Origin of the sequence: Gillisia sp. Hel_I_29 (genome assembly GCF_000744275.1) — a bacterium.
Lineage (GTDB): Bacteria > Bacteroidota > Bacteroidia > Flavobacteriales > Flavobacteriaceae > Gillisia.
The window spans coordinates 1374637-1397360 of record NZ_JQLP01000005.1 but is presented as its reverse complement, the minus strand read 5'-3'; the positions used below and the strand labels follow the sequence as shown (position 1 = coordinate 1397360).

Annotated in this window: 20 protein-coding genes; 8 read left to right on the top strand and 12 right to left on the bottom strand. The window is 33.8% G+C overall.

Going from position 1 to position 22724, the window contains the following annotated elements; translation table 11 throughout:
- The first annotated feature begins 2 nt into the window (after positions 1 to 2).
- A complete protein-coding gene (locus tag P163_RS11445; protein WP_034891153.1) occupies positions 3 to 1649 on the top strand; it encodes a M1 family metallopeptidase in 1647 nt (548 codons plus the stop codon).
- Between the two features lie 58 nt (positions 1650 to 1707).
- On the opposite strand, the gene P163_RS11440 is transcribed toward P163_RS11445, so the two are convergent.
- From P163_RS11440 to holA, 6 genes are all read right to left on the bottom strand, one after another.
- Entirely contained in the window at positions 1708 to 2811 is a 1104-nt protein-coding gene (locus P163_RS11440; RefSeq protein ID WP_034891149.1) for an AMP-binding protein, read from the bottom strand.
- Positions 2812 to 2880: 69 nt separating this feature from the next.
- Positions 2881 to 3813 (bottom strand): CPBP family intramembrane glutamic endopeptidase, encoded by a 933-nt coding sequence (locus tag P163_RS11435; RefSeq protein ID WP_034891146.1) that lies wholly within the window; start codon positions 3811 to 3813, stop codon positions 2881 to 2883.
- Positions 3803 to 4858 (bottom strand): o-succinylbenzoate synthase, encoded by a 1056-nt coding sequence (locus P163_RS11430; RefSeq protein ID WP_034891143.1) that lies wholly within the window; start codon positions 4856 to 4858, stop codon positions 3803 to 3805. Before P163_RS11430 ends, P163_RS11435 begins: the two co-directional genes overlap by 11 nt.
- Before the next feature lie 32 nt (positions 4859 to 4890).
- Complete coding sequence (locus P163_RS11425; protein ID WP_034891141.1) at positions 4891 to 5571, bottom strand: metal-dependent hydrolase; 681 nt, start codon at positions 5569 to 5571, stop codon at positions 4891 to 4893.
- A gap of 94 nt (positions 5572 to 5665) precedes the next feature.
- A complete protein-coding gene (locus P163_RS11420) occupies positions 5666 to 6568 on the bottom strand; it encodes a 1,4-dihydroxy-2-naphthoate polyprenyltransferase (protein WP_034891139.1) in 903 nt (300 codons plus the stop codon).
- Between the two features lies 1 nt (position 6569).
- Positions 6570 to 7574: a DNA polymerase III subunit delta gene (holA, locus tag P163_RS11415; protein WP_034891137.1), complete on the bottom strand. Its 1005-nt coding sequence runs from the start codon at positions 7572 to 7574 to the stop codon at positions 6570 to 6572.
- 116 nt (positions 7575 to 7690) lie between these two features.
- On the opposite strand from holA, the gene P163_RS11410 reads away from it, so the two are divergent.
- The 4 genes from P163_RS11410 to P163_RS11395 all read left to right on the top strand — a co-directional run bounded on the left by P163_RS11410 (position 7691) and on the right by P163_RS11395 (position 11643).
- Positions 7691 to 8146 carry a type I restriction enzyme HsdR N-terminal domain-containing protein gene (locus P163_RS11410; protein ID WP_034891135.1) on the top strand — a complete coding sequence of 152 codons (456 nt, stop codon included), beginning with the start codon at positions 7691 to 7693 and terminating at the stop codon, positions 8144 to 8146.
- Between the two features lie 55 nt (positions 8147 to 8201).
- Complete coding sequence (locus tag P163_RS11405) at positions 8202 to 9194, top strand: glycosyltransferase family 2 protein (protein ID WP_034891133.1); 993 nt, start codon at positions 8202 to 8204, stop codon at positions 9192 to 9194.
- An 80-nt stretch (positions 9195 to 9274) separates the two neighbouring features.
- On the top strand, positions 9275 to 10108 hold the full coding sequence (locus P163_RS11400) for a flagellar motor protein MotB (protein WP_034891131.1): 834 nt from the start codon (positions 9275 to 9277) through the stop codon (positions 10106 to 10108).
- A 422-nt stretch (positions 10109 to 10530) separates the two neighbouring features.
- Positions 10531 to 11643: a hypothetical protein gene (locus P163_RS11395; protein WP_034891129.1), complete on the top strand. Its 1113-nt coding sequence runs from the start codon at positions 10531 to 10533 to the stop codon at positions 11641 to 11643.
- A gap of 89 nt (positions 11644 to 11732) precedes the next feature.
- Here the strand turns inward: P163_RS11395 and P163_RS11390 are convergent, their stop codons facing one another.
- The 3 genes from P163_RS11390 to P163_RS11380 form a co-directional block, all read right to left on the bottom strand.
- Complete coding sequence (locus P163_RS11390) at positions 11733 to 12353, bottom strand: L-threonylcarbamoyladenylate synthase (protein ID WP_034891127.1); 621 nt, start codon at positions 12351 to 12353, stop codon at positions 11733 to 11735.
- 68 nt (positions 12354 to 12421) lie between these two features.
- Positions 12422 to 12634, bottom strand: a complete 213-nt coding sequence (locus P163_RS11385; RefSeq protein ID WP_034891125.1) for a DUF2945 domain-containing protein — start codon at positions 12632 to 12634, stop codon at positions 12422 to 12424.
- A gap of 86 nt (positions 12635 to 12720) precedes the next feature.
- Positions 12721 to 15045 carry an ATP-dependent helicase gene (locus P163_RS11380; RefSeq protein WP_034891123.1) on the bottom strand — a complete coding sequence of 775 codons (2325 nt, stop codon included), beginning with the start codon at positions 15043 to 15045 and terminating at the stop codon, positions 12721 to 12723.
- Positions 15046 to 15196: 151 nt separating this feature from the next.
- Here P163_RS11380 and P163_RS11375 point away from each other — a divergent pair, with 151 nt between their 5' ends.
- Entirely contained in the window at positions 15197 to 15742 is a 546-nt protein-coding gene (locus P163_RS11375) for a DsrE family protein (protein WP_034891121.1), read from the top strand.
- A 156-nt stretch (positions 15743 to 15898) separates the two neighbouring features.
- A complete protein-coding gene (locus P163_RS11370) occupies positions 15899 to 16420 on the top strand; it encodes a hypothetical protein (RefSeq protein ID WP_034891119.1) in 522 nt (173 codons plus the stop codon).
- Here P163_RS11370 and P163_RS11365 read toward each other — a convergent pair.
- From P163_RS11365 to P163_RS11355, 3 genes are read right to left on the bottom strand one after another with little or no spacing between them, the layout of a single operon-like run.
- Positions 16417 to 17340 carry a patatin family protein gene (locus P163_RS11365; protein WP_034891117.1) on the bottom strand — a complete coding sequence of 308 codons (924 nt, stop codon included), beginning with the start codon at positions 17338 to 17340 and terminating at the stop codon, positions 16417 to 16419. The genes P163_RS11370 and P163_RS11365 overlap by 4 nt on opposite strands.
- A complete protein-coding gene (locus tag P163_RS11360; RefSeq protein ID WP_034891114.1) occupies positions 17340 to 18242 on the bottom strand; it encodes a patatin family protein in 903 nt (300 codons plus the stop codon). The genes P163_RS11365 and P163_RS11360 overlap by 1 nt, the downstream gene beginning before the upstream one ends.
- The gene (locus P163_RS11355; RefSeq protein ID WP_034894317.1) at positions 18243 to 20357 is read right to left on the bottom strand and encodes a M1 family metallopeptidase; all 2115 of its coding nucleotides are present in this window, start codon (positions 20355 to 20357) and stop codon (positions 18243 to 18245) included.
- A 139-nt stretch (positions 20358 to 20496) separates the two neighbouring features.
- Here P163_RS11355 and recG point away from each other — a divergent pair, with 139 nt between their 5' ends.
- Positions 20497 to 22602 (top strand): ATP-dependent DNA helicase RecG, encoded by a 2106-nt coding sequence (gene recG / locus P163_RS11350; protein ID WP_034891110.1) that lies wholly within the window; start codon positions 20497 to 20499, stop codon positions 22600 to 22602.
- The last annotated feature ends 122 nt before the right edge of the window (positions 22603 to 22724 follow it).

Genomic DNA, 22724 nt, shown 5'->3' with positions numbered 1-22724 from the left:
AAATGAAGAATACGATTTCTATTATCATATTTGCAATTTGCATTTCTATATTCAATTCAAGTTGCGCGCAAGTTTTGAGCGATAAACAACAAAATTATAATGCTGGTGATACGCTTAGAGGAAGTTTAAGAGCAGAACGAAATTATGAAGTTCTCAAATATCATTTGCAGGTAAGAGTAAATCCTGAAAAGAAATTTATTTCTGGTTCTAATACGATCACCTTTCAAGCAGCCCAAGAATTACCGATAATGCAGGTAGATCTTTTTGAGAATATGCAGGTAGATTCAATAATACATCAAGGTAAAAAGCTTGATTATAGAAGAGAATTTAATGCGGTTTTTATAGATCTTAATAAAAAAACCAGTGCTTCAGCTAAAGACTCTATACAGTTCTTTTATTCTGGAAATCCTATAGTTGCTAAAAATGCTCCTTGGGATGGGGGATTTGTCTGGAAAACCGATGAAAATGGAGATCCATGGATAGCTGTTGCTGTTCAAGGAACAGGAGCCAGTCTTTGGTATCCTAATAAAGATCATCAAAGTGATGAGCCGGAGGAAGCATTAATTGAAATTGCGGTTCCTAATGATCTTATAAATGTATCTAACGGAAGATTTATTGGAAAACAAGATCTTGGTGATGGTTACACCCAATGGAGCTGGAAAGTTAATAGCCCTATCAACAACTACGATATAGTGGTTAATATTGCTAATTATGAGCATTTTCATGACACTTATAAAGACTTAGATCTAGACTATTATGTACTGCCTTATAATTTAGAAAAAGCAAAGAAAGAATTTGAAGAAGTGAAGTTGATGATGGATTGTTTCTATAACAAAATGGGACCCTATCCATTTGAAGAGGATGGTTACAAACTGGTAGAAACACCTTATCTGGGAATGGAACATCAAAGTGCTGTAGCTTATGGTAATAATTATGGTTATGGTTATTTAGGTAGAGATCTTTCCGGTACAGGAATCGGTATGAACTGGGATTATATAATAATTCATGAATCTGGACATGAGTGGTATGGAAATAGTATCACTGCTAAAGATATTGCAGATATGTGGATACATGAGAGCTTTACCTCTTATACTGAAGCTATTTATGTTGAATGTAGATGGGGAAAAGATAAATCACTAGAATATATTAGAGGAACCCGTAAAGGCGTAAGAAACACAGCTCCTATAATTGGTGATTACGGAGTAAATTCTGAAGGTTCTGGAGACATGTATTTTAAAGGAGCTAATCTTCTTAACAATCTAAGAAGTATTTATAACAATGATGAGCTATGGTGGAATACTTTAAGAGCGTATACAAAAACCTACAGACATAAGATAATAGAGACAAAAACCGTAGAAGACTATTTTAATGCACCTATAAAAGAAGATCTAGCTCCTATTTTCGACCAATATCTTAGGCATTCTAAATTACCTGTTCTACAATTTAAAATGAATGGGAATAAGGTTTTATATAGATGGCAGGCAGATGTAGAAAACTTTAAGATGCCGGTCTCTATTTTTGTAGAAAATAAAGAAATACGAATTACTCCCACTTCAAAATGGCAAAGTTTAAAGGAAAATATAAAGCGCAAAGATCAAATAAGAGTTAACGACCTTAAATACTATGTTGATTCTGAATTTGTAAATTAATAGTTACTAAATACTAAAAACAGAAAGAGCTTTTTGATATCAAAAAGCTCTTTCTGTTTTATCCTATTTTGCTTCTAAGTGTATTCAATCTATGAATTTTACCGTTGGGAGTTTCTTCAAATTTCCCAATTAAATAGATCTTTTTAGGCACCTCAAATCGTTCTAAAGATTTAAGTTTCGCAACTTTCTCCTGAAGTTCTATGAGTAACTCTTCAGAAAAATCTGCCTCTACAAAGAGTATCAATTTTTCTCCTAAAGCGTCATCCGGAATTCCAATTACAAAAATCCTATTATTGATAACCTTGCTAATTTTTCGCTCTATTGCCTCTGGAAACAATTTAACTCCTCCTGAATTTACTACGTTATCAGACCTTCCTTTCCATAAAAACTTTTTATAGGTAATTATCTCAACCACATCATTGGTAACTATAGTCTCCTTAGAGACTAATGGGGCTTTAATAACCAAACAATCTCTATCATCTTTAGAGATGTTTACATTTGGCAATACCTTAAAAGGAGTATATTGTTTTTGCTTTTTCTTTTTCTTCGGATTTAATCTACGTGCGGCAATGTGAGACAAGGTTTCTGTCATTCCAAAAGTTTCGTAGACCTTAGTTTGAAGTCCCTGTACCATTTTCTGTAAATTAAGACTTACAGCCCCTCCACCAACTATCAACTTTTTAATAAGATGAAGTCTTCCAATAGAATTATCTAACTGAAAAGGAGTCATTGCACAAAAGTCATAGATCTTATAAACCTGATCTAAAGGATTGGAAGACGGCACCACAAGATCTAATTCCCAGCCCAAAGTCATAGCCCTAACCATCATCATTTTACCTGCTATGAAGTTTACAGGAAGACACAATAGCGCATGAGACCCAGCTTCTAACTCAAAAAACTTGCCGGTAGCAAGTGCAGAGTTAATCATGAATTCTTTTCTAATCTTATATTTCTTTGGCGTTCCTGTAGAGCCCGAAGTTTGAACTTCTAAAAACGCAGATGGCTTTAACCAATCTAAAATAAAATCTCCAACAGCTTCCTCATAGGGTTCTCCCTCTTTTATTAGATTGTAAGCAGCTTGTCTTAATTCGGTATTGGTATAGTGTTGTTTATTCAGTTTAAAAGCAGGATGTATTTCAGGAACTTTAAATTTCTCAATCATGTTGCTAGAATAAACAGTAATTATTATTTAATCTCTAATCTAATAATTTAAATTCAATTTTTTAAGAACTTATCTGGGAATCTCTAGATTTGTATCTTCTTTTACACTCCCAAACAGCTTATCTTTCCAGTTAGTCCATTTATATTTCCTAGCCATTATAAATAAGATGATAGGATACATGATCAATATTGGATAAACATTTTCCCATCCTGTTCCAGGTTCAGAAATATCTTTTAATAATGAATTGGTTTGAAAGGCAGTCCAATCTGCGGTTACTAGTACAGCTGTAATCAAATTATTTCCAGCATGAAAGCCCAAAGCTAGTTCCATGCCATCATCCATTAACGTCATTATTCCTAATAAAAATCCTGTTCCTATATAATAGATCATTATGATGTTACCTAGTTTGGTAACTTCAGGATTAAAGAAGTGAAGTCCACCAAATATTACCGAAGTTATTATGAGCGGCAACCATCGAGTTTTAGATAAAACTCCAAATCCCTGCATTAAATAACCTCTAAAAAGATATTCTTCAAAACTTGTTTGAATTGGAACGAAGATCACAGCTATAACCAACATTATATAGAATTTTGTAGGTTCAAAATTTACAACATAATCTTGTGGATTGGAAAAGTAATCTATTAACACAGTGCTCACAGAAATTAAAGCTATTATTCCAAATCCGAAGCCTATCCTACTCCAATCTACTTTATCTCTTGCTGTGGTTAACGATCTTATAGATTGATAATGGATATTCTTGGCAACGAAAAATATCCCTATTAGCCCCACTGCAAAGGTTAAAAGCATCAAAAAAAATGAATAATTAGAGTCTAGACTGTTCAACATCTCCATCTGATCCATATTTGGATCTAAACTCCCATTTAGAAATAATGCAATGGTTAATGGAACCTGACCAATCACAACTGCTAAAATTATCAGCATTAGACCAATGAGGTATCTCCAAAATTCGTGATAGTTTTTTAGGGCTTGTTCAATAAACATTTTTGTATATAGTATCTAAATCCCAAATGTTCTCAGGATTGTATTCAATTTTTCCTTTTTTTACCTCTAACGGACTTTCAAAGTTATTTGTGTATAGCCCCCCGGTTCCTAAACCTTGTGGCATTGGTGAATTTTGTAAATAGGTCCATTGGCTAATTGCATTTAATCCAATATTACTTTCCAGAGCACTCGTTACCCACCAGCCAATTTGCAGCTCCTCTGCCAGATCTATCCATTCTTTAGTTCCTTTGAACCCTCCAATTAAACTAGGCTTAAAAATTATATATTGAGGCTTTATAGCTTTAAGTAGATTTCTTTTATCTGACACTTCTGTAATACCTAGAAGTTCTTCATCTAGAGCAATTGGAAATGGCGTATGAGCACAAAGCTTAGCCATAGATTCCCAATTTCCCTGTTTTATGGGTTGTTCTATACTATGAAGTTGATAGGCGCTAAGTTGCTCTAACCTATCTAATGCATCATCTATAGCAAATGCACCATTAGCATCTACCCTAAGTTCAATATCATCAGCAGAAAACTCGCTCCTTATATATTTTAAAAGATCTAGTTCTGCCTGAAAATCTATAGCTCCTATCTTAAGTTTAATGCAATCAAAACCAGCTTCTATCTTCTGAGAGATCTGCTCCTTCATATATTCTTTAGTTCCCATCCAAACCAAACCATTAATAGGGATATTATTCTCACCGGAGGTAAATTTTGAAGGAAATAATACTAAAGGATCTTGAGCCTTAAAAGATTGAAATGCCATTTCCACGCCAAGTTGTATCGAAGGAAATTCGAGTAATTGCATCCAAAGAGCTGCTTCCCCTAAAGCAATATTTTCACAAACCCAGTTTAATTTCTCCTCGTAATCTGGCCTGTCATCTATACTAAGTGAGCGAAGTATACCGCATTCTCCTATGCCTAGCTTATTACCATCAGTAATTACTAAAAACCAGGTTTCTTTAGTGGTAAGTACACCGCGTGAAGTTCCGCTAGGGCGCTTAAAGTGTAGGGTGTATTTTTTATAGGTTGCCTTAAGCATTAATTATTATGTAAAGTAATTGTAATAAAGTTTTATAGTTCTATGCTTTCGCCTATTTCCAATAACATTAAGTCTTTACCTTTTTCATAGAATTTGCGCTTAGCCTCTTCATGATTTATTTCTATGTAACCAAAAGTGTCGTAGTGACAACCAATTATCTTGTCACACTCAACAAAATCACTGGCTAAGATAGCATCGTCAACGCCCATGGTGAAATTATCTCCTATTGGCAGTATTGCCAAGTCTAATTTTGTGTGCATTGGAATAAGTTTCATATCCATAGTAAGAGCAGTATCTCCAGCTATATAAATATTCTTATGTTCGCTCTCAATCACAAATCCTCCGGGTTGCCCGCCATAACTTCCATCTGGAAAAGAACTAGTGTGAATTGCGTTTACATATTTAAGTTTACCAAATTCAAAATCCCAACTCCCTCCGTGGTTCATAGGGTGACATTCCAAACCTTTCTCTTCGTAATGATTTACAATTTCAAAATTACTAACTATCACTGCCCCGGTATTTTTAGCGATCGCTTCAGCATCTAAAGTATGATCTTGATGCGCATGTGTTAGAAGTATGTAATCTGCTTTAAGATCTTTAATATCGATCTTATCTTTTGCTAGTTCATTTCCTGTGATAAAAGGATCTACTAGTAAATTAATATCTCCAATTTTAATTCCGAAAGAGTTCTGTCCGTAGAAAGTGATTTTCATATTGTAAAGTAATTATATTGACCTTAAAAATAAACAATCACCAAACACTTCTCTTTATACCAATGATATTATTTTGTTAAAACAGAGTCTGAGGCTATAAGATAAGCCCAACTCCAAATAGAACAGATAAAAAGAAAGTAGATAAGGCTAAAACTTTTAATTCAGGATCTAGCAAAACTGCACTTTCATTTTGTACAACTCTTTTTAAATGTAATAATAATGGTACTAGAGCAATTAAATAAAGAAATTCATTCCAATGTGCAGCAGTTAGAACACTGTAGATAACAAAACATAAAATTGCAATTATAATAAGCATATAATGATAGGTCTTGGCATTTGCTGCACCAATCTTCACTACTAAAGTATTTTTTCCTGCTTTCTTATCAGACTCTCTATCCCTCATATTATTTAAATTAAGGACTCCTGTACTTAAAAAACCGATCCCAAAAGCTGGTAAAAGAGCTATTGCATCTAGCTCGTGAACATATAAAAAATAAGAACCATAAACCCCTACTAATCCAAAGAATAGAAATACATAAAGATCTCCAAGACCTCTATATCCATAAGCATTGTTGCCAACGGTGTATTTAATTGCTGCAACAATTGCTGCAATGCCTAAGGCAAAAAATATTAAAGTATAGAGAAAATTATCATTGCCAAATGCAGTATATATCAATAGAACCGCAATAACAAGAGTCGCAATTGCTGTAAGTGCAATTCCCTGTTTCATCTCCTTATGAGTAATAAGCCCACTTTGTATAGCGCGTGCAGGACCTATTCTATCTGCGTTATCTGTTCCCTTTACACCATCTCCATAATCATTGGCAAAATTAGATAACACCTGTAAGCCTAAAGTAGTACCTAAAGCCAAGCTAAAAACCACGATATTAAAGTAACCTTGAGACGCAGCCATGGTAGTACCTACAATTATTCCTGATATGGACAATGGCAACGTTCTAAGTCTTGCTGCTCCTATCCATGATCTTAAACTTCCCATATTAATTCATTATTTTTACTACAAGTTCTTTTAAAAGATCTTCCTGTGAAACACTCGCTGCTCCCACACCTTTACTTTTTACATCTGCATCTCGCAACAAACTAATAATCTGACTCACCTTTCTCATCGGAAAATTTCTTGCCGCTATCACGTAATCATTTACAAAATAAGGACTTATTCTTAGATATTTAGCAACATTAGGCTTAGACTTATCTGCTAAACCATGGTACTGTAATATTTGCGAAAAATAAGAGAAGAGCAAAGAAACTGTGACTACCATTGGATTATCTTTCGGATTTTGTCCGAAATATTTGATAATTCTATGTGCTTTTAATTGATCTCTTTCTCCAATAGCCTTTCGAAGCTCAAAATTATTAAAATCTTTACTTATTCCTATATTCTCTTCAATAAGCTCTGGAGTAATAGTTGTTCCCGCAGGAGAAATAAGCTGAAGTTTTTGCAGCTCATTATCTATCTTACTAAGATCTATTCCTAAAAATTCTACCAGCATTTGAGCTGCTTTTGGTGAGATTCCATAATCTCTAGATTTTAAGGTTTTTTGTATCCAATCTGCAACCTGATTTTCATAGAGCCTTTTACTTTCAAAAATTACCCCAGATTTTGAAATGGTCTTATATAACTTCTTTCGCTTGTCTATTTTCTTATACTTATAACATATCACTAAAACTGTAGTAGGCTGAGGATTTTCTGCATAAGAGTCTAATTTTTCTATAGTTCTGGAAAGATCTTGAGCCTCCTTAACAATGATTACCTGCCTTTCGGCCATCATAGGAAAACGTTTGGCATTGCTTACAATTTCATCTATAGTGGCATCTCTACCATACATCATCATCTGGTTAAACCCTTTTTCCTCTTCCGCTAAAAGATTCTTTTCTATATAATCTGCTATTTTATCTATATAGTAAGGTTCTTCCCCCATTAAAAAGTAGATCGGCTTTATATCTCCGCTTTTTATTGTTTTAACTATTTGTAATGCTTCTTCCATAATGGTTTTAAAAAGGTTCTGAATATGTTACTTTTGAAGCTGAATTTATTCAGAAGTGGTGATTGGAGTTCAGCATCCATGATGTCAATCAGAATATAATCATATTGATCTGAACTATGCAAAAACTTAATTTTCCAGAATATTCTTTTCGGTTCAAAAATAGCGAAAATAAAACGGCAGCTTTTGATGAAATCAGGAAAAAATTTATCCTTCTTACTCCTGAAGAATGGGTAAGATTGCATACCGTTCAATATTTAATTCAGCAAAAAGGATATCCAAAAACCCTAATTAATGTAGAGAAGCAATTAAAATTAGGTAAAATGATTAAACGCTATGATATTGTAGTATATAAACCTAATGGCGAGATCTACATCATAGTGGAATGTAAAGCCCCAAAAATTAAGATCACACAAGATACCTTTGATCAGATCGCCAGATATAATATGCAATTAAAGGCAGATTTTCTAATGGTCACCAATGGTTTGGATCATTATTATTGTAATATGGATTATAATAAAGGGCAGTACAATTTCCTTGGAGAAATACCGATATATAACATGAACGATCTGTAGGAGATCTAACCGACTTAATAATTAAGAGTATTTTTGTACTCTAAAAAATTACTGCATGACCATAGGAGTAGTTATCCTCAATTGGAATGGATTGGAACTTTTAAAACAGTTTCTTCCAGAAATACTTAAATTTTCTCCAGAAGCTACTATTTATTTAGCAGATAATGCTTCTACAGATACTTCTATAAAATATACCCAAGAAAATTTTCCTGAAGTACAGATCATTGAAAATCCTGAGAATGGAGGTTTTGCTAAAGGCTATAATGATGCTTTGTCTCAAATTAATGAAGATGTTTATGTTCTATTGAATAGTGATGTACAGGTAACTCCTCATTGGTTAGATGCTATAACAGATATTTTTAAAAATCAACTTGAGGTTGGTGCAGTACAACCTAAGATATTAGATCTTAAAGATCCAGATTGTTTTGAATATGCTGGTGCTGCCGGAGGATTTATAGATAGATTTGGATATCCTTATTGCAGAGGTAGAATATTTGATTCTAAGGAAAAGGATGAAGGACAATATGATGATGAAATAGAGATTTTTTGGGCTAGCGGCGCTTGCCTTGCCATAAGATCTGAAATATATAAAAAAGTTGGAGGCTTAGATGAAGACTATTTCGCACATCAGGAAGAGATAGATCTTTGTTGGAGGATTAATGCAGCCGGTTACAAAATTAGGTATACTCCACACTCTGTTGTGTATCATTTGGGCGGAGGTACACTTAATGCCATGAATCCAAAGAAAACGTATTATAATTTTAGAAATAGTTTATACAACATAATTAAGAATATCCCAAAGAACGATCTTATATGGGTGCTTTTTGGTAGGATGACACTAGATGGAATTGCTGGATTAAAATTTTTAGCAGAAGGGAAACTATCTCATTTTACAGCTGTTCTTAGGGCTCACTTCCACTTTTATGGGAATATCCTATCTATGTATGACAAGAGAAAAAATACACATAATCTAGAAAATTATTCAACTGCCTTGTCCATTGTTTATAAGCACTTTGTCCAGGGAATAAAAAAGTTTTCAAATTTATGAGGTTTCCAGAAAAAAAATAGTTTTCTGGCATCAGATTTGATAAATTTGAAGTTCTAACAATTAATAATAAAAATCTAATTATGAAGAAAATTTTGCTTTTATCGGCCACCGCTGCCTTATTACTTTCTTCTTGTGTTTCACAAAAGAAATATTCAGAGCTTGAAGCCGCACACAAAGAAACTCAAGATCAATTAAACACAGCTACTGTGAAGTTGAACTCTTGTTTAGAAGAAAAAGATAGACTAGGTGATCACATTAAAACATTAAGCAATCAAAACACTGCTTTATTAAACAATGTGGGAGATTTGGCAACACTTTCTAAGCAAGAAGCTTTAAATCTTGAAAAATCTTTGGAGAGTATCAAAGAAAAAGAGATCAAAATAACACGCATGCAAGATGCTATTACTAAGAAAGATTCTGTAACTCTTGCTTTAGTAACTAGCTTAAAAGGAGTTCTTGGTAACATGAGCGACGAGGACATTAGCATTAATGTTGAAAAAGGTGTGGTTTATGTATCAATTTCAGATAAATTATTATTTGAAAGCGGTAAATACAACGTAACTTCTCGTGCTAAAGAAGTTTTAGGAAAGGTTGCTACTGTTGTGAAAAACAAACCAGAGATTGAATTTATGGTTGAAGGACACACAGATGATCAAGCTATGAAAGGCGGAGTTATTGAAGATAACTGGGATCTAAGTGTTAAACGTGCAACTTCTGTTGTAAGAATACTTCAAAATGAATTTGGTGTACCACCAGAAAGAATGACTGCAGCAGGAAGAAGTTACTATATTCCAGTAGCAACTAACGATACTAAAGAAGGTCGTGCTAAGAATAGAAGAACAAGAATTGTTATTCTTCCAAAATTAGATCAGTTCTACAACCTGATTGATGAAGGAATGAAAGAAGCTAAATAATCTAGCAATTCTTATTAAATATAAAAGCCTCGCAATGCGAGGCTTTTTTTATTCAAATTAATTTTATCCTATAGCTTATATATACATCAAACCCGAATTCTTAAGGCAACCAATAATCTCCTATGTATTACAGAAAAGTTTGAAACATAAGAATATTATTAATAAAGTAAAAGAAAAGCGCATGTAATATTAATGCTTTTGCTATTTATTTAAATTAAAATTTAGTTTATTAACCAATAAGCTATCAATAATTCAAAATATATACGTTTAGTAGAGAATATCAATTATAATACTATTTAATGTTTTTCGCATAGATACTGATGTTATCAATTAATACTCGATGAAAAACTTTATAAAGCCGATATAATACAATTATAATGATATATTTAACCTATCATTAACTAAAATAACTAATTATAAGAATGGGAAAGATTAAAAACTTTATCACGTTATGTGCTGTGGGATCGGCAATTGTTTCGTGTCAAACAGAAGATAATGTTCAAAATTTCGATACCTCTAATGACAATGCTTTAAAGTCCAGAACAGAATTAGTGGTTCTCCCAAACAGTAATAAATTTGCTGAGAAAGAAATGAGTGAAAATATGGGTGACATCTTTAACGCTGTCGCACCAAGCGAATGTAGACCTACCGCATTTAATAGTGTTTCAAGTAAATACATCCAACAAATTATTGCAGATCCTTTAGCCTTATCAGAAAATGGAATTTACTCTAACGTAAATTATTACTACAGCTTCTTATTAGATAATAATGATCAATATTTTGGGAATGACGGAGATTATACCAAATTAATGGTGAAACGCGAAAGAGAATTAGCTTCTTTCTGGGATATGCAGGGAATGATCACCGTGAAAGGACAACATACCGAAAACTTAGACAATAAAGACATTTGGGTGGAGGTACTTTCTACTTTCTACGGATATAGCCAACCAGATGGTACTTTTGTAAATCTAACTATTGAACAAGCTTCTCAAATTGCAGACGAATATTTGGGATATAACGAACTATCACCAAACTTACCTGAAAATCCATATTTTGCTACAGATGGTTTTGCTTCTGGAAATAAAACAATTGTTATAGGAGACGGTTTAGTAACATGGCTTGCAGAAGCTGGAGTTGATGAAGGAATTGTATGGACTGGTATTTTAGCTCACGAATGGGCACATCAAGTACAATTTTTAAACTACCCAACTTGGTATCCGCAAGGAGCAGATCCAGATCAAGCAACTGCAACTCGTTACACAGAGTTAGAGGCAGATTTCTTAGCGGCTTATTACATGACACACAAAAGAGGAGCTACTTACAATCAAAAACGAGTTGAAGAGTTTTACAGTTTATTCTTCCAAATAGGAGATTGCGGATTTAAAAGTGCTGGACACCACGGAACACCTGCACAAAGAATGAGAGCTGCAAATCTAGGTTTCGATCTCGCAAACAGTGCTCAAAAACAAGGTCATATAATGACACAACAACAAGCTCATGAGTATTTTGTTGCTAATGTTGCAGGTATCTTGTAATTTGAAAAAAGATTAATTCATAACCATGAAAAAAGCCTCGCAATGCGAGGCTTTTTTTCTATTATTAATATTTAAACAAATTCAAATATTTACATAATTTCAGTACTTCCTTTTCCTTCTCTTATAATTTCAGGCTCCGCACCCGAAAGATCAATAACAGTGGAAGGAATATTATCTCCATATCCACCATCTATAACTATATCTACAAGCTTATTCCATTTTTCTAGAATCAATTCTGGATCTGTAGTATACTCAATAACCTCATCTTCATCTCTAATAGATGTAGAAACAATTGGATTGCCTAAGGCTTTTACTATGGAATTGCAAATGTTGTTATCTGGCACCCTAATCCCAACTGTTTTTTTCTTTTTGAAAACTGAAGGCAAGGTATTATTACCAGGCAAAATAAAAGTATAAGGTCCCGGGAGGCTGCGTTTTAAAATCTTAAATGTTCGTGTATCTATTTGCTTAACATAATCTGATAAATTGCTTAGATCTTCACATATAAATGAAAAATTAGCCTTTTCGAGCTTAACGCCTTTAATCTGCGCAATCTTTTCTAAAGCTGAAGTATTAGTAATATCACATCCTAATCCATAAACGGTATCTGTAGGATAGATTATCAATCCACCATTTCGTAAAACATCTACAACCCGTTTTATATCTTTCTGATTTGGGTTCTCTTCGTAAATTCTAATTAATTCTGCCATACTGATATATTTTTAAGCTTCTCAAAATTTACGAATTTCTAAAACTTAATTTCGAAAAATTTAAATATTTATTCAACGTGCTCTACCTCCTGCTCTAACTTCAATACCTTGGTACCATCTTCCTGCTCAATATAAAGTGCCTTGTTGCCACTACTACCCTTTCGTGTTACCTCAGAACCTTTAATTTTCTTTGTTACTTCTTCGGTATAAGTTTCAATTACTTTGCCTTCAGCGTAACCATTTCCCCATTTCCATTTTACAGAACTTCCTTCTCTTACCATTTTTTTATTTTCAAATTATAAAAAAGCCTTGGTATGAACTTAATCAATAACAGAAGTTTAACGGATGATGAAGTTATTTTAATGTTTTATGAAAGCAGTTTCAGCTTAGCAAACCTTAAGAGTAATTTTTTAATCCCTCCGTTCTCAAAATTGATCTCTGCTTTTTTATCCTGGCCGTTACCATCTATTTTAATAACATGCCCTTTTCCAAATCTTATATGTTCTACTTGATCCCCTTCTTGCAATTGAATGGTATCTTTTACCGAAGCTGTCTCTCGTGAAGTGATAGCAGGTCTTAATTTCCTTAGTTTTCTTAATTGCTCCTCACTAGGTTTATGCGCGGGTGGAGGTGAGCTGGATCTTGGTTTGGTCTGTCTAAATTTACTCTTATCTACTTCTCCAAAAATATCTGCATCTATTAGAGGCTTATATTTATAATCGTCTTGAGGAATCATGTAATGCTTATAAACATCATCTATTTCCTCTATAAATCTACTTGGCTCCGCATCTACTAACTTTCCCCATCTATACCTAGATTGCGTATAGGTAAGGTAGGCTTGTTTTTCTGCTCTTGTTAAAGCCACATAGAACAATCTACGCTCCTCCTCAAGTTCAGATCTCGTATTCATGCTCATTCCAGAAGGAAAAAGATCTTCTTCCATACCTACAATATATACATATGGAAATTCTAATCCTTTAGCTAAGTGAATGGTCATTAAAGCCACTCTATCATCATCTCCAGTATCTTTATCTAGATCTGTTGCTAATGCAACATCTTCTAAAAATTCTGACAGCGAGCCGGTAGCATCTGCTAATTCTTTTTGACCTTCAACAAAGTCTCTAATCCCGTTAAGTAATTCTTCAATATTCTCTATTCTAGCAACACCTTCTGGAGTAGTATCTTTTTTTAATTCCTGAATAAGTCCCGTTTTCTTTGCAACGGTATCTGCAACAGTAAAAGCATCAGCATTCTCATTAAGAATTCTAAAACTCTTAATCATATTCACAAAATTGGTAAGCTTATTTCTAGTACCAGAATTGATCTTTAGATCTAATTGATCTATATTTTCAATGATCTCGAAAATAGATTTTCCATATTGATTGGCTGCAATAGTTAATCTATCTATTGTAGTGCCTCCAATTCCTCTAGCGGGAAAATTAATTATCCTTTTAAGTGCTTCCTCATCATTGTAATTAATAAGTAGCCTTAAATAATAGATCACATCTTTTATCTCTTTACGCTGATAGAAAGAAAGTCCGCCATAGATCCTATACGGTATATCACGCTTTCTAAGTGCGTCTTCCATAGCTCTACTTTGAGCATTGGTTCTATAAAGAATAGCAAAATCTCCATTACTTAGTTGGTGATTCATTCTATTTTCAAAAATAGAACTGGCTACATATCTACCTTCTTCTCCATCTGTAAGCAGTCTATTAACGATGATCTTTGCTCCATCATCATTGGCGGTCCATACAACTTTCTCTAATTTGGTCTTATTCTTATCTATTATTGAATTTGCAGCATTTACTATATTTCTGGTAGACCTATAATTTTGCTCCAATCTATACATCTCCACATTATCATAATCTTTCTGAAAGTTTAGAATGTTGTTGATGTTAGCACCTCTAAATGCGTAAATACTCTGTGCATCATCTCCCACAACGCATATATTTTGGAATTTATCTGATAATGCCTTTACAATTAAATATTGAGAGTGATTGGTATCCTGGTACTCATCAACCAGAATATATCTAAATCTATTTTGATATTTTTGAAGAACTTCCGGAAACCTATTCAACAACTCATTGGTCTTTAGCAGCAGGTCATCAAAATCCATAGCACCGGCTTTAAAACACCTCTCCACATATTCTTTATAGATCTCACCCATTCGAGGCTTTTTAGACATAGCGTCTGCCTCTTTTAGCTCCGGATTTTGAAAATATGCCTTAACCGTAATAAGACTATTCTTATAAGAGGAGATTCTAGAATATACCTGTTTATATTTATAAACATCCTTATCTAGTCCCATTTCTTTGATAATAGCAGAAATAAGACGTTGAGAATCCTGAGTATCATAAATAGTGAAATTGGATGGATATCCTAATTTGTCTGCCTCCATTCTAAGCATCTTTGCAAAAATGGAATGAAATGTACCCATCCAAAGATTTTTCGCTTCACTACTACCTACGATCTGAGAAATACGCTTTTTCATTTCTCTTGCAGCTTTATTGGTAAAGGTGAGTGATAGAATATTAAATGGATCTACCCCCTTACTCATTAAATAGGCAATTCTATAGGTAAGCACTCTCGTTTTTCCAGATCCAGCACCTGCAATTACTATCATCGCCCCGTCTTTTTGAAGAACGGGCGCCCTTTGGGCATCATTCAATTCAGCTAAATATGATTCCAATTTTCCTCTTTATTTTAAGCCGTGAATTTAACCAAAAATCGGGTCAAATTAAAATCTGAAGCCCGCATACTTTGAAACATTTCAGCTATTGTGGCAAGCCTACTAAAATTTTAAATATCTTTAAAAAATCTAATTCATTATTCTTCCTACCATGAACTTTATTCCAAAATCAATATTCACCATTCTATTTATAGGCACCTCTTATTTTGGCTTCTCTCAAGAAAGTGATGCAATACCAAACTATGGCCCTACCTTTGAGGTTCCTAACCTAGATTTTGAGACAGACAAAAGCACAGAACTTAAGATCGTTTTCGATATTACTGCAAAATCTAAAGACCCAAATGATATAAATAGATATATTGAAAGTGCTGCAAGATTTATAAATATGAACGTGAAGCATGGGGTTGCTCCTAAAAACATAAAAGTTGCACTTGTACTCCATTCTGCTGCCGTTAACGATGTGTTATTAGATGAAGATTATGCAACTAAGAATAGTGAGGCAACCAATGGAAATCCTAATACTAAATTAGTATCAGAACTAGCAGATTTTGGAGTAGATGTCATTGTATGCGGCCAAACGGCAGCAGCAGCAAATATTTTGAAATCACAAATGTTACCAGAGGTAAAAATGGCTTTATCTGCAATGAATGCGCTGGTTCAACTTCAAAATGAAGGCTACCAACTTATAAACTTCTAAGTATTGCCTTGTAGAATGTACTAATTTTAATAGAAATTGCGTTAGCTCTTTAAATGCTTAGCACTGACTTTAGTTCTATTGAGAAGCTACAGTCTAATCTTAAAATATTACTTTTACATTAGCATTATAAACAGTGCGTACTATTTGTATTACTCTATGAATGATATCAATATAATTCAGCTTTTCTTCTATATTTTACCTGCCATAATTGTTGGCTTAGTTGCATTTTATTTCTTTAGAATGTACATGCTTAATGAAGAAAAGAGACGAATGTTTCTAATTAGAAAAGAGAATCAAAAAGAAGCATTACCCCTAAGATTACAAGCTTATGAGCGTATGGCACTTTATCTTGAAAGGATTTCATTTGGTAAATTATTGATTCGCATTAAAACAGATAATCTTACTGCAGAAGAATATGCCAATGTACTTACAAGCAACATTGAAATAGAATTTGAGCATAATTTAGCACAGCAAATCTATATTACCGGAGAGTGTTGGAATGTTATAAAGACATCTAAGAACGCAACCATAGGCATTATTAGAAAAACCTTAAAACAAGAAGGGGTTACATCTGCAGATAAATTGCGAGAGGTTATTTTGGCTGGATTAATGGAGCAGCAAGCCCCAACCGAAACTGCACTAGACTATATTAAAAAAGAAGTTAGAAGTATTATTTAAATCAACTTCTTAAAAGCTAATATTGGATCTCCTTTTTTTTGAAGCCCCTTTTCTTTAGCATATTCAAAGCCTTGTTTCCACCATTGTGTCATGGCTTTTTTATTAAAGACTAGAGAATTTTCTGTAAGTTGCACTGGGGTATAATAAGTATTCAACTTCACATTTTTGTTTAAGGCAGCTAATTTCCCTTCAACCACATCGTGATATTCTACCTGATCTAATAAAAACCCGAACAGATTGATCATTAGCGAAAAAGGATTTTTTCCAAGAACCTTATTGTATTCCATATTTTCAGCTTCCAGAATTATTGCATCCACCTCTGTAGCACCTCTTTTAATAGCCTCTCTAATTGGTACCACGCAACCTAGACCACCATCTGCATATTCATAACCATTCTTAGTTGCTAAACTCATAAACGGAATATAGTTACAGCTTATCCATATCCAATCACAAAAATCATCATAAGAAAAATCGTGGATAGATTTATACTCCACCCGATTTTTAGATAGGTTAGATACTGTAACTACTACATCTTTTGCGTTGGCTTTTACTGAGTTAAAATTTTCTTCTGAAAAGTTCTTTCGTATATGTTTGCGCAAGTTCTTACTTTCTCCAAAAGTTCTTTTTTTCTTTACGAACTGCCAGAACATATTAAAATAATTGATGGTAACATATTCCCTTCCGTCTTTCTTCTTTACTACAAAAGGGTTAAGACTAAAGATTTTTCGTTGAGTTACGTTCGTATAGATATCATACACTTTCGTGATATTTCCATCTGCTAAATGAGGAATTAACAAGCTTCCGGTAGAAGTTCCCAGAAAAAGATCATATTTCTTTCCTTCTTCCTCCATTAAATATTGAGCTACTCCTCCAGCAAAGGCTCCTTTACTACCGCCTCCAGATATTACCAATGCACGCATTAAGGTTGAATTTGATTTAAATCTTCATTTTTATATTTGGCAAAACTATAACCACTTTCCCACCATCTCTCCATCTTCTCCTTATCAAAAATAAGAGAATTGGTAGTTAATACTGTTGGTGTATAATAAAAATTTACGATCACATTTTTATTTGCCGCTACAAATTTCCCTATTCTTATATTCTGATTTTCAATTCTATCTAACATAAAACTGAAGAGATGCGTAATAAGCGAAAAAACATTTTTAGAAGGGAGTCTATTAAAATAGGTTACTTCTGTTTGTAATATAATAGCATCTATTTCTGTTGCGCCTCTCTTAATAGCTTCTTCTATTGGAACCATAGATCCTAATCCTCCATCAGCGTACTCACATCCATTCTTGCGTACTAAACTCATAAATGGGGTGTAATTGCAAGAAATCCATATCCATTCACAGAAATCTTCATATCCAAAATCGTTTATAGACTTGTATTCCACCTCGTTCATAGAAAGATTAGAAACAGTAACAATGATCTCTTTATTACTTTTCTTCAAAGTCTCAAATTCTTCGGGAGTGATGGTCTCTAAAATAAGTTTTTTAAGATTATAACTCTCACCAAAGGTCTTTCCTCCTTTAAAAAAGTTTTTAAGAACATTATAGTGATTGATGGAAATTTGATCGTACCCATGTTTTCTTTTCACCATAAAGGGCCTATTGCTAAAGATACTTTTTTGAGTAACCGAAGTATAGATATTCTTTATTTTCTGAGTTTTATTAAGCGCCAAATGAGATATTAGCAAGCTTCCCGTAGAAGTTCCCAAATACATATCATAATCATGGCCCTGAGCTTCTATTAAATACTGCGCTACACCGCCGGCAAAAGCACCTTTACTACCACCTCCAGATATAACAAGTGCCCGCATTTAGATTTTGAGCTTTTTATTTAAGAATTTTTTATCTACTTCTTTCAAACTATCTAATAAAGCTACATATTTTTCTCGATAAACCTGATTTTCTAAGAGCTTATATAGTAAATCTCTGCAATAATCTCTAAATCTATAGTTGTAATGCTGAGCGCCCTGCACCAGATCTACTAAATTTTGATCCGTAAAAGTGTCTATCTGATATAGATAACCAAAAGCATTTTGCCTAAGCTCAAATTGATACGAAGGATATGTATAGGAACTAAGTTCTTTATAATAAATTTCTGACTTCTCTGCATCTACCGCAGGACTCACTAGATTTAGTGTTAGCCAAAGCAACCTAACATTTTTATTAGAGAAACCCTGTACATTACTTGTAGCATTCAGATAATTCTGGATTTTATCTGGATATCGCAACCAAAGCTCCATTAAAGCCTGCTCTTTAGTTAGGTAAGAATCATCTTTAAGCAGCCCTTCAAAATTAGTCTTCAAGCCATCCGGTATATTTTTAATACTTGCTGCAATAGCCTGCCTTACATACAGATTACCGCTCTGAAACGCCTTTTTATATAACTCTCGAGCTATTAAACTTTTCTGACCGGATAGTTGAATGATCACTTCCTGACCTATATAATCATTCACCGGAAATTCTAAAGCTTTCCTCAAAATTTCTTGCTTATTTATAAAAGGGGTTTCTCTTAAAGCCGCTATCTTTAAATAGTCTGTTATGAACTTAGATTTCTTTAAAGAGTTTAACGCCGCGGTACCCTGAAATGCAGTTTGCTGTAACCAGTTTTTCTTAAAACCATCCAATTTATTACCATACAATAATTCCACTTCCTCCATGAAATTAGCGGTTGTAACATTGCTAAACTTATATTTTTCCAAATAATTCTGAATGGCCTTTTTAAAGATAGCATCTCCTACTCGCTCTCTAAGCATATGCAATGCCCATGCACCTTTTTGATAATATGTAATTGAACTAGATCTAGGGCTCACTAATAATTCACCTTTGCCTTTATCACTTAACGCTTTTAATTGCTCTGCACTTTCATATAATTTCCAATAGTAATAATCTTCTCCAAAAATATCTCGTTCAGCCAGCAATGCGTAATATGTTGCAAAACCTTCTTGCAACCAATGATCTTTTCCAGATCTTTCTGTGATGAGATTCCCAAACCATTGATGAGCCAGTTCATGAGCATTTACAGAAATATAATTTCTATCATTAAACCCAATGCTATCTACCATCATCATATCTGCAAAAAGAGTGATGCTCGTATTTTCCATTCCGGTATATAGAAAATCCTGAACCGGTAGTTGTTTGTAATTTTGCCATTGGTAAGGCACTCCAATTTCTTTCTCTAAAAAATCGAAGATTTTCTTTGTATGCTTATAGGTAGGTGATACCTTAAGAGAATCTTCAGGATAATAATACAGCTGTAAAGGAATTCCAGATTTAGATCTCTCACTCTTTAACCGGTATTCCCCTATTGCTACTGCCGCCAAATAACTGCTCATAGGCTGCTGCATTTTATAATGCCATTGGGTAGAATTATTATCTAGCGTTAATTTATCTTGAAACTCACCATTAGCAAACACATCATATCCATTACGGAAACTTATCTTAAGATCGAAAATTGTTTTCTCTCTCATATCATCCACAACAGGCATCCAGTGCGATGTATTCTTACCCTGACCCTGGGTCCAAACTTGTTTCCTTAAATTTTGATCTGAATATTGCCAGTTAATAAAATACATAGCCTGTCTAGGAATTGCGGTATAGTTGAAACTAATGGTATCTATATCTGATGATCTAAAATCTGAAATTAGCCATATCTTAGATTTATTATAATAATAATTTACTTTTTCACCATTCAAAAGCACATTCTCAAATTCCATATTTTGAGCATCTATATAAATAGAATCCGTGTTTTTAATCACTTCTAAAGAATAGATCATTTTACCTTTAACGGTATTAGTTTCTGGCAAGATTGCTATTTCTGCAGCCGTTGTCTTAAAATCTACGGTTTGTATCTGCTCCAATTTTACATTGTCTTGAGAGTAGATATTAAAATTAATATGTAAGAACACTAGCAGCAGCAAAGCTTTCATAGCAGGGGGATAATAAAAATACATAGGCTTTTACACCCTATCTATATTAGATTAGCGTATAAAAATACAATTCACGCTTCACAATTCATACTATGTTGATAAGAAGATAACTTTAATGGTTTTTTAATATCTTCGTTTTATGAATTCAAACCTGTTACAGACTCCCATAGATTATTTAAAAGGCGTAGGACCCGCTAGAGCAGAACTACTTCGCAAGGAGATTGGAATTCATACCTATCAAGATCTAATAAATTTCTTTCCAAACAGATACCTTGATAAGACCAAATATTACAAGATCTCCCAATTGCAACAAAACTCTGCAGACATTCAAATTATTGGTAAGATAATCAACATCAAAACTGTTGAACAAAAGCGAGGAAGTAGATTGGTAGCAGAATTTATTGATGATACCGGTAAAATGGAACTGGTTTGGTTTAGAGGTCAAAAATGGATTCGAGAAAGTTTAAAGATAAATACACCCTATGTAATATTTGGAAAGACAAATTGGTTCAATGGAGTTTTTAGCATGCCACATCCAGAAATAGAATTGCTGGAAGAGCATGAAAAAAATCTTAGAATTGCCATGCAACCTATCTATCCTTCTACAGAAAAATTAGCAAGATCTGGGATCACAAATAGAGTGATCACCAAAATAATGCAGCAACTTTTTCTGGAAACCAAGGGAAAATTTTACGACACTTTGAACGATGATCTGAGAGGTGAATTAAAATTAATATCAAGAGCAGAAGCACTTTTTAATGTACATTTTCCTACCAGCCAAGAGCTACTTGCAAGAGCACAATTCAGACTTAAATTTGAAGAATTATTCTATGTTCAGCTTCAACTTTTGGTTAAAAATATGCTTCATAAAAAACGAATCAAAGGTTTTATTTTCGATCAGATAGGAGAGAATTTTGGAGAGTTTTATAATCAATATTTACCGTTCGAATTAACCGGTGCGCAAAAGAGAGTGATCAAAGAAATTAGGAGCGATATGGGTAGTGGAGCGCAAATGAACAGGCTCTTACAGGGAGATGTAGGCTCTGGGAAGACGATAGTTGCCTTAATGTCAATGTTAATAGCACTTGACAACGATTTTCAAGCTTGTCTTATGGCTCCTACTGAAATTTTGTCAGTACAACACTATCACGGATTAATTGAACTATGTAAAGAACTGAATACCAGCATTTTCCTTTTAACTGGCTCAACAAAAGCTTCAAAGAGAAGAGAGATCCATGAAAAACTTGAAAATGGTGAAATAAACATCCTAATTGGAACTCATGCGCTTCTTGAAGACAAGGTTAAATTCAAAAATTTAGGATTGGCAATCATAGATGAACAACACAGATTTGGCGTTGCTCAAAGAGCAAAATTATGGCAAAAAAATCATCTCCCCCCACATGTTTTAGTGATGACCGCCACCCCTATTCCAAGAACTTTAGCAATGAGTCTATATGGCGATTTAGATGTTTCTGTAATAGACGAATTACCACCCGGAAGACAAGAGATAAAAACAGTTCATAGATACGATAGTAATCGCCTAAAAGTTTTTAGATTTATAAGAGATGAGATTGCAAAAGGGAGACAGGTTTATGTGGTTTATCCTCTCATCCAGGAGTCAGAAAAAATGGATTATAAAGATCTCATGGATGGTTATGAAAGTATTGCAAGAGAATTCCCTATGCCGGAATTTCAGATCTCTATAGTACATGGACAAATGAAGCCAGCCGACAAAGAATTTGAGATGAATAGATTTGTACAAGGTGAAACACAAATCATGGTTGCAACCACTGTTATAGAAGTTGGGGTAAATGTTCCTAATGCCAGCGTTATGATTATTGAAAGCGCAGAAAGATTTGGACTTTCTCAATTACATCAACTTAGAGGTAGAGTTGGTAGAGGAGCAGAACAGAGCTATTGTATTTTAATGACAAGCCATAAACTTTCAGAAGATGCAAAAACAAGACTTCAAACTATGACCACGTCTAGTGATGGTTTTGAAATTGCAGAAGTAGATCTAAAACTTAGAGGTCCCGGAGATCTTATGGGAACTCAACAAAGTGGAGTACTTGTTCTAAAAATTGCAGATATCATAAAGGACAATCAGATACTACAAACGGCCAGATATTATGCTAAGCAAATACTTACCGAGGATCCAGATCTAAAACTTGAAAAGAATAAAGCTATAAGATACACCTATGCGCAAGTGGCTAAACATAAGAATATTTGGAACTATATAAGCTAATATGGCTCCAAGCACCCCCTCAATTAAATTTGCCAACAATCATATTTCAGAATAATTAAACTGTACAGCAGAGTTGAGGAAATGCAAGATTCATTCAATTTAAATACTAATTTAGACTGCAT

Coding starts and splice junctions, on each gene's coding strand:
- P163_RS11445 (WP_034891153.1), top strand. CDS start 3: ATGAAGAATACGATTTCTATTATCATATTTGCAATTTGCATTTCTATA.
- P163_RS11440 (WP_034891149.1), bottom strand. CDS start 2,811: ATGATTGAGAAATTTAAAGTTCCTGAAATACATCCTGCTTTTAAACTG.
- P163_RS11435 (WP_034891146.1), bottom strand. CDS start 3,813: ATGTTTATTGAACAAGCCCTAAAAAACTATCACGAATTTTGGAGATAC.
- P163_RS11430 (WP_034891143.1), bottom strand. CDS start 4,858: ATGCTTAAGGCAACCTATAAAAAATACACCCTACACTTTAAGCGCCCT.
- P163_RS11425 (WP_034891141.1), bottom strand. CDS start 5,571: ATGAAAATCACTTTCTACGGACAGAACTCTTTCGGAATTAAAATTGGA.
- P163_RS11420 (WP_034891139.1), bottom strand. CDS start 6,568: ATGGGAAGTTTAAGATCATGGATAGGAGCAGCAAGACTTAGAACGTTG.
- holA (WP_034891137.1), bottom strand. CDS start 7,574: ATGGAAGAAGCATTACAAATAGTTAAAACAATAAAAAGCGGAGATATA.
- P163_RS11410 (WP_034891135.1), top strand. CDS start 7,691: ATGCAAAAACTTAATTTTCCAGAATATTCTTTTCGGTTCAAAAATAGC.
- P163_RS11405 (WP_034891133.1), top strand. CDS start 8,202: ATGACCATAGGAGTAGTTATCCTCAATTGGAATGGATTGGAACTTTTA.
- P163_RS11400 (WP_034891131.1), top strand. CDS start 9,275: ATGAAGAAAATTTTGCTTTTATCGGCCACCGCTGCCTTATTACTTTCT.
- P163_RS11395 (WP_034891129.1), top strand. CDS start 10,531: ATGGGAAAGATTAAAAACTTTATCACGTTATGTGCTGTGGGATCGGCA.
- P163_RS11390 (WP_034891127.1), bottom strand. CDS start 12,353: ATGGCAGAATTAATTAGAATTTACGAAGAGAACCCAAATCAGAAAGAT.
- P163_RS11385 (WP_034891125.1), bottom strand. CDS start 12,634: ATGGTAAGAGAAGGAAGTTCTGTAAAATGGAAATGGGGAAATGGTTAC.
- P163_RS11375 (WP_034891121.1), top strand. CDS start 15,197: ATGAACTTTATTCCAAAATCAATATTCACCATTCTATTTATAGGCACC.
- P163_RS11370 (WP_034891119.1), top strand. CDS start 15,899: ATGAATGATATCAATATAATTCAGCTTTTCTTCTATATTTTACCTGCC.
- P163_RS11365 (WP_034891117.1), bottom strand. CDS start 17,340: ATGCGTGCATTGGTAATATCTGGAGGCGGTAGTAAAGGAGCCTTTGCT.
- P163_RS11360 (WP_034891114.1), bottom strand. CDS start 18,242: ATGCGGGCACTTGTTATATCTGGAGGTGGTAGTAAAGGTGCTTTTGCC.
- P163_RS11355 (WP_034894317.1), bottom strand. CDS start 20,357: ATGAAAGCTTTGCTGCTGCTAGTGTTCTTACATATTAATTTTAATATC.
- recG (WP_034891110.1), top strand. CDS start 20,497: ATGAATTCAAACCTGTTACAGACTCCCATAGATTATTTAAAAGGCGTA.